The organism is Microcoleus sp. FACHB-SPT15 (assembly GCF_014849525.1).
GTDB classification, from domain to species: domain Bacteria; phylum Cyanobacteriota; class Cyanobacteriia; order Cyanobacteriales; family Coleofasciculaceae; genus Symplocastrum; species Symplocastrum torsivum.
The window spans coordinates 45499-58200 of record NZ_JACJNU010000041.1; the positions used below are offsets into that span (position 1 = coordinate 45499).

Genomic DNA, 12702 nt, shown 5'->3' on the forward strand with positions numbered 1-12702 from the left:
ATGGGGTGAACAATGAGATTAAAGCATGATTGTTTAATCTGTAACTCACCGACTCTACCCTATTTCTCTAAGGATTTCCAGGGTCAATATAGACTTGAAAGGGTTGACTATTGGAGATGCAAAAATTGTGGCTTCGTCTTGTCTAAAACCCATTATGATATGTCAAATGATGAATGGGAAGTTCTGAATGTAGATTATCATTCTTCATATCAAAATCAGGAGTATAATCCGGATGATCCTCGGTGGTTTGAAAGATTACAGGCTCAGGTTGTTTCACTAACTGAATTAGCGGCTTTAGATATATTGCCAAAGTCTAAAGCCTGGGTTGATTATGGATGTGGAGATGGCAACCTGGCAAGTCTTCTTGAAAAAAATCACCTGCCTACTCTCAAATATGATCGTTATATGAAGCAGAACCCAAGCTACTTGAAGGATACTGAGTTACAGACTCAACAATATAGTGTTGTTATCAATACTTCCGTTTTTGAACATATTCGGGAAAGAGAAACTTTAGATTCCATTAATAGTTTAGTGTCAGATGAAGGGGTCTTAGTAATTCACACTTTAGTAAATGAGGTAATTCCAGGAACTCCAGACTGGTTTTACTTACTCCCTCCACATTGTTCATTTTTTACTAATAAAAGTATGCAAATACTTTTTGAGGATTGGGGTTACGATGCATCAATTTATCATGTTCCCTCAAGGATGTGGTTTTGGTTTAGAAGAAATGGGGACTTGGTGCAGAGGCTGTTTGATCAGAATTTACTCAACAGCGCTGAGGGGTTTTATTTTAAAAAAGGCTTTATGAACTATTGGGGCGTTTACAGTTAAACATGATGAAATCAAATTTAGAGGAACTAGCTATCTTCGGTGGCAGACCTGCATTTAGCGAAAAGATCCACGTAGGACGCCCCAATATTGGAAATCGCGATCGCCTCCTAGAGCGCATCAACGATTTGCTGGATAGAAAGTGGCTATCCAATAATGGTCCTTATGTCCAGGAATTTGAGCGGCAAGTCTCTGAAAGACTGGGTGTTAAGCATTGCATTGCTATGTGCAGTGGAACTGTAGCACTGGAGATTGCAATTAGAGCTACAGGACTTACAGGTGAGGTAATCGTACCTTCGTTTACTTTCATTGCTACAGCCCATGCACTCCAGTGGCAAGAGATTACACCTGTCTTTTGTGATGTTGACCCTCAAACTCACACTCTCAACCCTTGGCGACTAGAAGCCATGATCACGCCCCGCACAAGCGGCATTATTGGAGTGCATTTATGGGGTCAGCCTTGTGAAGTGGAGACTTTGACAGAGATTGCCCAGAAGCACAACCTGAAGTTAATGTTTGATGCATCCCATGCGTTTGGTTGCTCCTACAAAGGAACAATGATTGGGAACTTTGGTGAAGCCGAAGTATTCAGCTTTCATGCAACCAAATTTCTCAACACCTTCGAGGGGGGCGCAGTCGTAACCAACAATGATGAACTAGCGACTAAAGTTCGCTTGATGAAAAACTTTGGCTTTGCTGGGTATGACAACGTCATCTATGTTGGCACGAATGGCAAAATGAACGAGATCTCCGCTGCCATGGGGCTGACTGGGCTTGAGACTATCAACGAATTTGTAGCGAACAACCATCGCAACTACAAACAGTATCAGCGTGAACTGGCTGGCTTACCAGGAGTGCATCTGTTCGCTTATAACGAAAATGAGCAGTGCAACTACCAATACATCGTGTTGGAAATTGATGAAGCCATTACCAAAGTCAGCCGGAATGATCTAATAAAAATTCTGTGGGCTGAAAATATCTTAGCTCGGAGATATTTTTATCCAGGCTGTCACCGCATGGAACCTTACCGTTCTTACTTTCCTCACGCGGGGCTGCTGTTACCCGAAACTGAAAAACTTACAAAACGGGTACTAATTCTGCCTACAGGCGCAGCTATTGGGGCAGACGAACTTAGCAAAATCTGTCAAATCCTACGGCTTGTGGTTACAAAGGGTCGTGAAATCAGTGAAAATCTACTGACCCATTCTACTGACAAAGCTTTTCAAGGTAGTAAGAAGTAAAACCACCCATTTAATCACCGCTGAATGAAAATTGGATTTTTGGGCAATACTAACAACTATCCCTTCATTCTGGCGCGAGCCTTGCGCCGGATGGGGCATGAAATTCTTTTTATTGTAGATAGCCCTGAGCGGTTGTATCGCCCGGAGTATCGTTACGACGATATTACCTTGCCTTACCCTGAGTGGGTTTATGATGTAAGCCCTGTAAGCCTATGGGATTTTGCGTTTCCCACTCCCAAACGAGCCAAAATCATCAGCTTGCTCAAAAATTGTGATGCTGTCATCTTAAATGGTCTTGGTCCTTCTTTGTTATTACATATTGACCGTCCAGCAGTTATTTTATTGACAGGATCTGACTTGGAATATTATGGGAATCTTCAAACCATAGATGAGCTTGTCACAGCAGTTCATCGAAAGCCCGTTTTTCTACGGCGTATGTGGAGAAAATATGTGTACACCCGGCTGGTTTCTGCACAACGCGCCGGTATCCGTTCTGCCACAACCATCAATTATGTTGGACCAGGTCTGATTCCTAAGGGAGATGCCTTACTTAAGGAAATCGGCATTCAGGATTCGCAGTGGATATTCTTCCTGATGACGGACTTGGAGAAAATCCATCCAGAACCCCTGCCTCATAACCAACCCCTGCGGACTTTCTGTGCTACGCGGTTGACCTGGAAGAAGCCATTAGCACTAGGCACTAGCGAACTAGACTACAAAGGCTCAGACATTATGATTCGTGGATTGGGATTATTTGCACGAACCACTCACATCCCACTCGATATCCGCTTGGTTAAAAAGGGAATGCATGTCGCAGAAACCATGCACTTGATTGAAGAAGAAGGTTTTGCTGAACAAGTTACATGGTTAGAGGAAATGAGTCAACTTGGGGTGTGGGCTGAGTACAAACAAGCAGATATCATCTTTGAGCAGTTTGGGTTGAGCGTGATTGGAATGGCAGGTTTGGATGCAATGGCAACGGGTCGGCCCATCATCGCAAATGGTAGACCTGAAATTATGGAGAAACGGATAGGAGTTCCTGCGCCTATCTGTCAAGCTGTCACTCCTGAAGAAGTTTGCGCTCAACTGCAACGCCTTGTACTTGATCCAGCAGAACGAGAGCGTGTTGGATTGCTCTCCCGGCAATATGTCGAGAAATATTGCTCACCGGAACACGCCGCCCAAATTTGTTTGGAGCGTTTGGGAGCGAAATGATAGCTGATTTGCGTCGGTTATTGCAGAAGCTGGAGATTGACCGGGCAGTTCTCTTTGTGTTGCTGAATCGGGGCTGGCAGTTGCTGGCTGGACCAATTAGCATTCTGCTGCTCACACGCTATTTTTCGCTTGATGTCCAAGGCTTCTACTACACTTTTTCCAGTCTGCTAGCACTCCAGTCTTTCGTCGAATTAGCCTTATATCTGGTCATCATCAACGTGGCTAGCCACGAATGGGCGCACCTAGGGTTGGATAGTGCTGGCTACATTGTGGGTAATCCCCAAGCATTATCACGGCTAGTCAGTTTAGGGCAATTGGTTTTTAGGTGGTATGCAGTTGTCAGTGCCGTTTTTGTAGTCGGGATAGGGACGATTGGCCTTGTTTTCTTTTCGCAAACCCCCGTTGCCGATATTCAGTGGCAAGCACCTTGGTTGGTGCTGGTGTTTCTGACTGGTCTACTGTTGTGGGGATTGCCGTTTAATTCCCTTTTAGAAGGATGCAATCAGGTAGAGACAATCAACAAATTCAGGCTGATCCAATCGATACTGAGTAACCTGGCGTTGTGGTTAACCATTACCTTGGGCGGGGAGCTATGGGCGACAGTTGCCTCCTCTGGGGTGAGCTTATTGTGTGACCTTTACCTGCTCTTGGTACGCTATCGGCGTTTCTTCAAACCTTTCTTCCAACCTGCAACAGGAGTTCGTATTCATTGGAAAAGTGAAATCTGGCCTATGCAGTGGCGGTTGGCGCTTCAGGGAGTAGTCAATTACTTTGCCTACTCGTTGTTTACCCCAGTCATGTTCCACTATCACGGTGCAGCCGTAGCAGGAAAGATGGGGATGAGCTGGCAGATAGTGAACGTGATTCAAGGGATAGCCCTTGCGTGGGTTTACCCGAAAGTGCCGCGTTTTGGTATGCTGATTGCCAAGAAAGACTATGCTGCTTTGGATCGTTTCTGGCGGAGGGTTTCGCTTGTGTCGATGGTCGTTGTCACTGGGGGCAGCATACTCGTTTGGCTTTTGGTATACGGTCTGCATCTCTTGCAAGTGCCGCTAGCCGAGCGGCTGCTTGGCTCAGTGCCTACAAGCCTGTTCTTATTAGCGACAATTCTGATGCAGCTCATACAATGTCAAGCCGCTTATCTACGGGCTCACAAGAAAGAGCCATTGGTGGTTTCCAGCGTGGTTTCCAGCGTAGCAATTGGTTGCCTTGTGTGGGGATTAGGCAGTCGCTTTGGGGCTACAGGGGCAGCGGCAGCATACTTGTTTGTGATTTCAATATTAGCCCTTCCGTGGACCACAATTATTTGGTTTCGCTTTCGTGCAAAATGGCATCAGCCTGAGAGTGATAGTCCATCGCTCTAATTCTTGAGTTTATCTGCTGACTTGAAAACAGACAGGGGAAATGGGTAGATAGAACAAAAAGATTTAATCTTTTCGTAGTAGGTGGAGTGCATATGTCCACTCTAATAACAGTAAGTTCGTTCTAGGGCTTTTACCCGAAATTTTGACATAGGAGAGATACCTGATGGGTCTGACTCAATCATATATTCGACTTCTGGCTCGCCAACATAAACTTAAGCCCTTTCAAGGGCCTGTATTAACACTTGGTCGTCAGGCTGTTTATGCCACCTATGAACAAGTACGAGAAATCCTAATATCCGAAGGAATTGAGCCTCAACCAATTGACCCAAATCAACCGTTGACGACAAACATACCCAATTGGATTGATACAACAGATTCAATGTCCAAGTTTACCAGTGATCGCATAGTTTTCCAGTCTCTTGGAGGCTTGTCCGTTTTTGCTCTGGATGTATCCCACTATGAAAATGCAGACTATGTAGCGGACTTAAATTTTAGCGTCCAAAATGACATTGCACAGAAGTTTGGATTGATTATAGATGGCGGAACATTAGAGCATGTGTTTGATGTGAAGCAGGCATTACAGAACGTGAACTGTATGCTGAAGCCTGGTGGTACAGTTATCCATATCAGTCCAGGCTCGAATTGCCTGGGTCATGGATTTTATCAGTTTAGTCCTACCCTGTTTTATGATTACTACGGAGTTAATGGGTTTACCAATTTGGAAGGTTTTCTTTTGGAGGTCAAGCGCTCGAACTTCCAGAATAACTACAACAGCAAGTGCGACTGCTGGAAGTGGGATTTTCAACAGTCTTATCCAAATGTGATTCATAATCAGCCTATCGCTGTATATTTCTCAGCTCAGAAGACAAGCACCTCAAGCATTGACAAACTTCCACAGCAAGGTGAGTTTTCGGGGCAAGTTGAAGGGGGAAAAATGGGAAATGCGAGTACAACAGAAAAGGTGGAAGAGGTAACTATAAATAAACTAAAAGATCTTTTACCGCAAAATAGCAAAAATTTTGTAAAGCGGCTTCTAGGACGTGATTTAAACGTGAAACCATGGGGGCTGGAATATGTTGGTAAGTTCTAGCTCTAGTGTAATAAAAAAAGTTTGTAAGTAAGGTTTTATTAGTTGCCAAAATAAATGCGGTTAACATTAGTCATCTCTTCCCTATCCTCCGGTGGTGCAGAAAGAGTGATGTCCATTATGGCTAACTACTGGGTTGCCAAGAAATGGAAAATTACAATCTTGACTTTTGATGACGGAACAAAACCGCCATTTTATGACCTAGATTCCCGTGTTTGTCATATACCCCTAAGTATTGCTGGCGAATCCTCTAACTTATTTGTCGGCATCTGGAAGAATCTGAAACGTATTCAAATCCTACAATCAGCGATCGCTAACAGTAATCCTGATGCTGTCATTAGCTTTATGGATCAAGTCAATGTGCTGACTTTGCTAGCTATACGGTTTTCCCTCGGAACCATTACCCTTCAGGAACCCCCTTGGGGAAAGCGATCGCTGAAAATCCCTGTGATAGTCTCAGAGCGTATCGATCCAGCCTTGTATTCCATCGGTAGAATTTGGGAACAGTTACGCCGATGGACTTATCCCTTCGCCGATCACCTTGTCGTTCAAACTCAAGGCGCATTAACTTATTTCTCATCAGGGCAGCAAAAACGTGCGTGTATCATTCCTAACCCGGTTGTATTCCCCACCAGGAGAAAGAATACATCAGGCGGGCTATGGGTTGGGCGATCGCTTTTCGCTATGGGGCGTCTTACAAGGCAGAAAGGCTTTGACCTTTTACTACAAGCCTTTGCTCGTCTAAAAGACCATTATCCTGAATGGACTTTGACAATTCTGGGAGAAGGAGAATTACGCACAGAACTTGAATCTCTCCGTGAAAGCTTAGGATTGTCTAGTCGGGTTCATCTTCCTGGAGTAGTGAGGAATCCATATGAAGTTCTCATGCAAGCCGAGATTTTTGTCATGTCTTCTCGCTTTGAGGGTTTTCCCAATGCACTCTGTGAAGCAATGGCCTGTGGAGTTCCCGTTATTTCCAGTGATTGCCCTAGTGGACCAAGGGAGATTATTCGGGATGGTGTAGATGGTATCCTAGTGCCGAACCAAGATGTAGAAGCGCTAACCGCAGCCATGGATCGCCTAATGTCTGATGAGGGAGAACGGAAACGTCTATCTAGCCGTGCGCCAGAAGTGGTAGAACGGTTTAGCTTAGAAAAGGTAATGAGCATCTGGGAAAAACTTTTGGCTCAAGTTGTTGAGGAGAGGTTATGATAAGCACTTTCGAGCAGGAAGTTAAGGAAAGTGAAGAGCGTTTTGAATACCACCAAAATATATTGAGCGATTTAGGAGTAAACTTTAACTCTGAATCAATGATTTTGGACTTTGGTTGTGGTTCGGGATACTTGGTTTATCACTATAGAAAGCACGGCTTAAATACCTTTGGTGTTGATATAAAAGACTCGTATACTAAAATTCAAAATTTATTGCAGCACGAGGAAACAAGTCCTTCCATCTCTAGTAGTTTTCACAAGTTGGATCTAAACAACTATAGAATTCCTTTTGATGATAATACATTTGATTTTGTCTTCAGTGATCAAGTATTTGAGCATGTGCAAAATTTTTCAGAAGCTTTGGGAGAGATTAAGCGAGTTTTAAAACCGGGTGGTTGTAGTTTGCACTTCTTTCCTCCCAAGTATCGAATAATTGAAGGTCATGTATTCGTACCGCTTGCAGGAGCTTTTCAAGGATATAATTATTTATTGTTTTGGGCTTTATTGGGGATAAGAAATCAATTTCAACAAGGGCTGGACTTTAGAACCGTTGCTAACCTTAATTTTGAATATCTTAATAAAGAAACTAATTATCCCTCTCCCGCAGAAGTAAAAAAGCATTTCACTAACCATTTTCAAGATGTAGTTTTCGTTGAAGAACTTTTAATTAAACATCACCCTAACTCAACAGGATACCTTTATTCCCTAACCAGGAAATTTCCCTTGCTTCCCTTTCTTGTTAGGAATTTTCAGGCAAAAGCCATCTTTGTGAGAAAAAATTAGCAATCTGTATTAATGGACATAGAGTTATGAAAATCACCTTTGAAGAGGAAGTAAAGCAGGGCGATCGCTTTCAGTTTGGTGAAAATTGGAAGCGCTTTTTATCAGTCCTTAATGATGAGCGCATTGCCGAAGCTGAGAAATCTCTCCAAGAAATGTTGGAGGTAGAGAATTTACAAGGTAAAAGCTTTCTTGATATCGGTTCTGGCAGTGGTTTGTTCTCTCTTGCTGCACGTCGATTGGGGGCAAAAGTCCATTCCTTTGACTACGATCCTCAATCAGTAGCTTGTACGCAAGAACTCAAAGGGCGATACTTTCCTGAAGATTCCAACTGGACTATTGAACAAGGGTCAGTACTAAACATCGATTACATCAAATCATTACGCCAGTTTGACATCGTTTATTCTTGGGGAGTACTTCACCATACGGGTGCAATGTGGCAAGCACTGGACAATGCCAGCTTACCAGTAGTTGATGGAGGGCAGTTGTGCCTTGCTATTTATAACGACCAGGGTAGTGCATCTAGGCGTTGGCTCAAAGTTAAGCAATTTTATTGTTCTGGGATTGTCGGCAGAACTTTAGTGTCTATGTTGTTCATCTCCTATTTCATTCTTATGGGTTTAGCTATAGATCTTGTGAAGCTTAGAAACCCAATATTACGCTACAAAGAGTATAAAAAATCAAGAGGAATGTCCATAATCTATGATTGGTATGATTGGCTAGGCGGCTATCCCTATGAGGTAGCCAAACCGGAAGAAATCTTCAAGTTCTACCAGGACAGAGGATTTATGTTGAAAAACTTGCTCACTACTTTAGGGAGTTTGGGAAATAATCAGTTCGTTTTTGTCAAGCAATGAGAAAAATCGCTTTTCTAATCGAATCTCTTCGTTGTGGTGGTGCCCAAAAACAACTAGTTACTCTTGCCAAAACTCTCAAAAAAGAAGGCTTCGATATTACAATTTTATACTTTTATCCAGATGGATTTTTCGAGCCAGAGCTAAAGGATAGTGGTATTCGTCTGATCTGTTTAGAAAAGCAAGGACGCTGGGATTTGTTTTCCTTCTTTTGGCGTCTTGTTCATCATCTAAAGCTCATAAAGCCTGATGTACTTCATGGTTATCTAGAAACAGCAAATTTACTGACTATTTTTCTCAAACCTTTTTTGAGGACACCCCAAATAGTTTGGGGTGTGCGAGTATCTAATATGGATTTAAGCCATTCTGATTGGCTATCACGTATACTCTTCCCTTGGGAATGCTTTCTTTCTCGGTTTGCTGACCTGATTATTGTGAATTCTAAAGCAGGTCATTCTTACTATTTAGAGCATGTCTTTCCCGCTCATAAGATGATCGTTATTCCTAATGGCATTGATACTGAACGCTTTAATCTAGACATAGAAGCAAGGCAAAAGGTACGGGCAGAATGGTGTCTTTCGGAAAATACTATTTTAATTGGTCTAGTAGGGCGACTAGCTCCAATGAAAGACCATCCTACTTTTCTAAAGGCAGCAGCTCTACTATGCAAAGACAGACAAGATGTGAGCTTTGTCTGTGTGGGTAGTGGCTTGGAGGATTACACGCAGGAACTCTATCAATTAACTGTTCAGCTAGATATTTCTGAAAAGGTAATCTGGGCGGGAAGACGTGTAGATATGTCTGCGGTATATAATGCTCTCGATATTCTTTGTTCTTCTTCTGCTTATGGAGAAGGATTTGCTAATGTCATTGGCGAAGCAATGGCTTGTGGTGTGCCTTGCGTGGTAACAGATGTAGGCGACTCAGCATGGATTGTTGAAAATGTGGGTATAGTCGTACCACCGGGGAATTCCGAAGCGCTGGTAGCAGGATGGAGGAGCTTGATAAAAGAACAGCAATACAAAAATCCTGTCCTCAAGTTAAAAAATCGTTCAAGAATTCTTTTAGAGTTTAACTGTAATAAACTAATTCAAAATGTAGTGTCTAGTTTAGAGCAGTCTCCTAGTAATTTTTCTTTGGATAGATAAGTGGATATGCTGCTTCTTTCATACTGTTTATTATTCTTAGCTTATTCAAGTTATGTATGCCTAAAAATCAGGAATAACTTTTGGAATATTGAAAACTTTTTCGCGCTACAAATTCTAATAACATATATATTTGTTCCCATAAATATTATTCTTTTTGGGAGTAAAATGTATGAATCTGGAATTGAAATTCACTTGACTCCAGCCTCAAGGTTCGTGAGTTTTTCTTCTTTTTTTACAACACTGATATTCATACTCGCTTTTATTGGAGGTGTGGCTTACCGAGGTGGCTTACAAAAGTTAGTGAAACTCTCTATCCGCAAGTTTAATGGAATAGCTGTATATAGAGTAGCGTCTTACTTTTTATCTTTACTATCACTGATTTCTTTACTAGTTTATATTCAAGAATTCGGAGGTTTTTCATCATTTATATATAATTTAGATCTTAACCGGGCAGGTCTTCTTAGCGACGATATGGTCGGTAAGTTTGCTTTCGTTGGAAGATTTATAGATTTAGCATTCATTCCCCTCATATATTATCTTTACAAAAAACGTAAAACAAAAACAGAATTGATTTTTCTCTTATTGATTCCTTTGGTAGTTATTATAGTTAGTAATTTATTCATTTCAGTATCAAAGCTAAAGTTTATTGGTCTAGGATTAATTTTTTACTTTACATTCAGTATTAAAAAGAATAAACTCTATCTAACGTATTTATTTCTATTCTTAGCAATTGTTTTTTTGGGATTGCCTATCCTTGATGAAGTGTTTATTCTTGCTTATAGAGTATTCCAAAGTGAAGGAATTCTTGCGGTACCATTCAGAATAGCCTCGGCTCTACTTTCTGGTTCACTTGGGCAAGGTCAATATGAAACATTTTTAAAAGATAGTTCAACTAATCTATATTTGAAATCTGTAGACTACTTTGTTTCGGGACAGATTTCGCTTCAGTTAAGTATAGAGCGTAGCTATCCTTTGTTATTTTTTAGAGATTTTTATACAGGAATTAGTGATTTACTTCCTTCAAGACTAAATATTACAACAGGTCTTGAAGTTCATCGCTTAAATACTTCTATGTATTATGATTACTACCCTGAAATACCTGTATTGACTTGGGGTGTGCCACCTGGAATTATTGCTTTTGGAATGTATAGCTTGTCTGTACCAGGTGTTATGCTCACTGCATTTACATTAGGTTATATTTTTAGAGTAGTAGATTTATTTTTTAAATCCATTATAGAAATTGACAAAGGATTTTCTGCATTTTATGCGTATACAATATTTGTTTTAGGTTCTTACTCAGTAAGTGGTATGCCTAAGTTGGTAATTTACAATCTTATAATTTTAATATTTTTGTTCTTATTCTTTTTTGTTACTTTCAAATTTAGAATCAAAACAAGTAAATAAAAAACAACTGAATTTACTGATTTAGAGCAACACCGCAAAGTATAGATCTTCTGTCACTTTAGGTGATCAGCGCTTCGCTATCGCAAACGCTGTAACCCTTATAGAAGCGGAGTTTCCAATTGGTTTACATTTTCGAGTTTCTGATAGAAACTCATCACTCAAATCGTTATGTGAAAAAGCTCTTAGGCTTTTGCTTTGAACGTAATTTTCTGAGTCTGACAGAAGAGCGATAGCTATAAATCCTCATTCACCTGATAATGTAAACATAGCAATAAGTTGTGCTTTTTCTTATTTTAACTTTAGTATTGTCAGTTAGAACGTTTAGAGAAGCATTACGTTTCCATGATGGTTGCCAGTTGCTGTCATGATACTGAGAAGTAAGCTAGCTTTTAATATTCAAGCTAGATGCAAGTTATGAAAATCGTTTACATCATTACTGATCTCTCTATCGGCGGCGCTCAAATGATGCTTTATCAGCTCCTGTCTAGGATGAGCCGAGAACGCTTTACTCCGGTAGTCGTCTCATTGATGGATAATGGCACGGTGGGCGATCGCATTCAAGCTTTGGGCATACCTGTCTATACTATTGGGATGAACGCAGGGACACCTGCACTATCAGCGATGAAGCAATTAATTCGCTTAGTGCGTCAACTCAATCCTGATATAGTTCAAGGCTGGATGTATCATGCGAATCTGGCAGCACAGGTGGCTAGTATTTTCTGCGAGCAAAAGATGCCTATTGTCTGGTGTATTCAATGTTCAATTTATTCATTAGCCTTTGAAAAAAAATTGACAGCAGTAATTATTAGATTGTGTGCTTACCTATCAAAGCTAGATACTAATGTTGTTCATGTTTCTAAAATTAGTAAGATCCAGCACGAAGCATTAGGTTATTCCAAGAGCAATAGCTGTGTAATTCCCAATGGCGTTGATACCTTGCTCTTCACACCATCAGTTGAAGCAAGAGTCACTGTTCGCGCTGAGTTAGGCTTGCCCGAACAAGCTTGCTTAATTGGATTGATGGCTCGTTACCATGCCATGAAAGACCAAGCTAATTTTCTCAAAGCTGCTGCGTTGGTCTTAAAAGAACATCCAGACGTACATTTCATTCTGGCTGGACAAGGAATAGATCGACAAAATCAGGCTTTGTATGACTTAATTCAGGAGTTAGGGATTTACGAGCAAATCGACTTGCTAGGAGAACGCACTGATATGCCACGCCTTACGGCGGCTTTAGACATCGCTTCTTTATCTTCTTCCTATGGTGAAGGATTTCCTCTAGCTGTAGGAGAAGCCATGTCTTGTGGTGTGCCTTGTGTGGTTACAGATATAGGCGACTCAGCCTGGATGGTGGACAAAACAGGGCGAATCGTACCTCCACAAAATCCGGAAGCTTTAGCAAACGCTTGGAAAGAGTTAATCAATTTGGGTGCAGAGGGTAGATTTGCCTTGGGACAAGCTGCACGAAATAGAGCGATCGCACACTTTTCTCTAGACTCTGTTGTGGCACAGTATGAGGCACTATATGAAAGTGTGCTGGCAAGAAAACTAACCTGAAAATTTAGACCAA

11 protein-coding genes are annotated in these 12702 nt (G+C 41.4%); all 11 read left to right on the plus strand.

The window, feature by feature from the left end; all coding sequences use genetic code 11:
• The first annotated feature begins 159 nt into the window (after positions 1-159).
• The 11 genes from H6F98_RS13950 to H6F98_RS14000 all read left to right on the plus strand — a co-directional run bounded on the left by H6F98_RS13950 (position 160) and on the right by H6F98_RS14000 (position 12689).
• A complete protein-coding gene (locus H6F98_RS13950) occupies positions 160-831 on the plus strand; it encodes a class I SAM-dependent methyltransferase (RefSeq protein WP_192219302.1) in 672 nt (223 codons plus the stop codon).
• A gap of 2 nt (positions 832-833) precedes the next feature.
• Positions 834-2069 (plus strand): DegT/DnrJ/EryC1/StrS family aminotransferase, encoded by a 1236-nt coding sequence (locus tag H6F98_RS13955; protein ID WP_199348472.1) that lies wholly within the window; start codon positions 834-836, stop codon positions 2067-2069.
• A 24-nt stretch (positions 2070-2093) separates the two neighbouring features.
• Positions 2094-3284, plus strand: coding sequence for a glycosyltransferase family 4 protein (locus H6F98_RS13960; protein WP_192219303.1), 1191 nt, complete (start codon positions 2094-2096; stop codon positions 3282-3284).
• Entirely contained in the window at positions 3281-4648 is a 1368-nt protein-coding gene (locus tag H6F98_RS13965) for a hypothetical protein (RefSeq protein WP_192219304.1), read from the plus strand. The genes H6F98_RS13960 and H6F98_RS13965 overlap by 4 nt, the downstream gene beginning before the upstream one ends.
• Positions 4649-4811: 163 nt before the next feature.
• Positions 4812-5738, plus strand: coding sequence for a class I SAM-dependent methyltransferase (locus H6F98_RS13970; RefSeq protein WP_192219305.1), 927 nt, complete (start codon positions 4812-4814; stop codon positions 5736-5738).
• Between the two features lie 54 nt (positions 5739-5792).
• Positions 5793-6947, plus strand: coding sequence for a glycosyltransferase family 4 protein (locus H6F98_RS13975; RefSeq protein ID WP_192219306.1), 1155 nt, complete (start codon positions 5793-5795; stop codon positions 6945-6947).
• Positions 6944-7729, plus strand: coding sequence for a class I SAM-dependent methyltransferase (locus H6F98_RS13980; RefSeq protein ID WP_192219307.1), 786 nt, complete (start codon positions 6944-6946; stop codon positions 7727-7729). Before H6F98_RS13975 ends, H6F98_RS13980 begins: the two co-directional genes overlap by 4 nt.
• Positions 7730-7755: 26 nt before the next feature.
• Complete coding sequence (locus tag H6F98_RS13985) at positions 7756-8583, plus strand: bifunctional 2-polyprenyl-6-hydroxyphenol methylase/3-demethylubiquinol 3-O-methyltransferase UbiG (RefSeq protein WP_192219308.1); 828 nt, start codon at positions 7756-7758, stop codon at positions 8581-8583.
• On the plus strand, positions 8580-9728 hold the full coding sequence (locus H6F98_RS13990; RefSeq protein WP_192219309.1) for a glycosyltransferase: 1149 nt from the start codon (positions 8580-8582) through the stop codon (positions 9726-9728). The genes H6F98_RS13985 and H6F98_RS13990 overlap by 4 nt, the downstream gene beginning before the upstream one ends.
• Positions 9729-9893: 165 nt before the next feature.
• Positions 9894-11132, plus strand: a complete 1239-nt coding sequence (locus tag H6F98_RS13995) for a hypothetical protein (RefSeq protein WP_192219310.1) — start codon at positions 9894-9896, stop codon at positions 11130-11132.
• Between the two features lie 414 nt (positions 11133-11546).
• A complete protein-coding gene (locus H6F98_RS14000; RefSeq protein ID WP_192219311.1) occupies positions 11547-12689 on the plus strand; it encodes a glycosyltransferase in 1143 nt (380 codons plus the stop codon).
• Positions 12690-12702 lie beyond the last annotated feature (13 nt).

Excerpts from the sequence above, each read along its gene's own strand:
- H6F98_RS13950 (WP_192219302.1), top strand. The coding sequence starts at position 160 with ATGTCAAATGATGAATGGGAAGTTCTGAATGTAGATTATCATTCTTCA.
- H6F98_RS13955 (WP_199348472.1), top strand. The coding sequence starts at position 834 with ATGATGAAATCAAATTTAGAGGAACTAGCTATCTTCGGTGGCAGACCT.
- H6F98_RS13960 (WP_192219303.1), top strand. The coding sequence starts at position 2,094 with ATGAAAATTGGATTTTTGGGCAATACTAACAACTATCCCTTCATTCTG.
- H6F98_RS13965 (WP_192219304.1), top strand. The coding sequence starts at position 3,281 with ATGATAGCTGATTTGCGTCGGTTATTGCAGAAGCTGGAGATTGACCGG.
- H6F98_RS13970 (WP_192219305.1), top strand. The coding sequence starts at position 4,812 with ATGGGTCTGACTCAATCATATATTCGACTTCTGGCTCGCCAACATAAA.
- H6F98_RS13975 (WP_192219306.1), top strand. The coding sequence starts at position 5,793 with ATGCGGTTAACATTAGTCATCTCTTCCCTATCCTCCGGTGGTGCAGAA.
- H6F98_RS13980 (WP_192219307.1), top strand. The coding sequence starts at position 6,944 with ATGATAAGCACTTTCGAGCAGGAAGTTAAGGAAAGTGAAGAGCGTTTT.
- H6F98_RS13985 (WP_192219308.1), top strand. The coding sequence starts at position 7,756 with ATGAAAATCACCTTTGAAGAGGAAGTAAAGCAGGGCGATCGCTTTCAG.
- H6F98_RS13990 (WP_192219309.1), top strand. The coding sequence starts at position 8,580 with ATGAGAAAAATCGCTTTTCTAATCGAATCTCTTCGTTGTGGTGGTGCC.
- H6F98_RS13995 (WP_192219310.1), top strand. The coding sequence starts at position 9,894 with ATGTATGAATCTGGAATTGAAATTCACTTGACTCCAGCCTCAAGGTTC.
- H6F98_RS14000 (WP_192219311.1), top strand. The coding sequence starts at position 11,547 with ATGAAAATCGTTTACATCATTACTGATCTCTCTATCGGCGGCGCTCAA.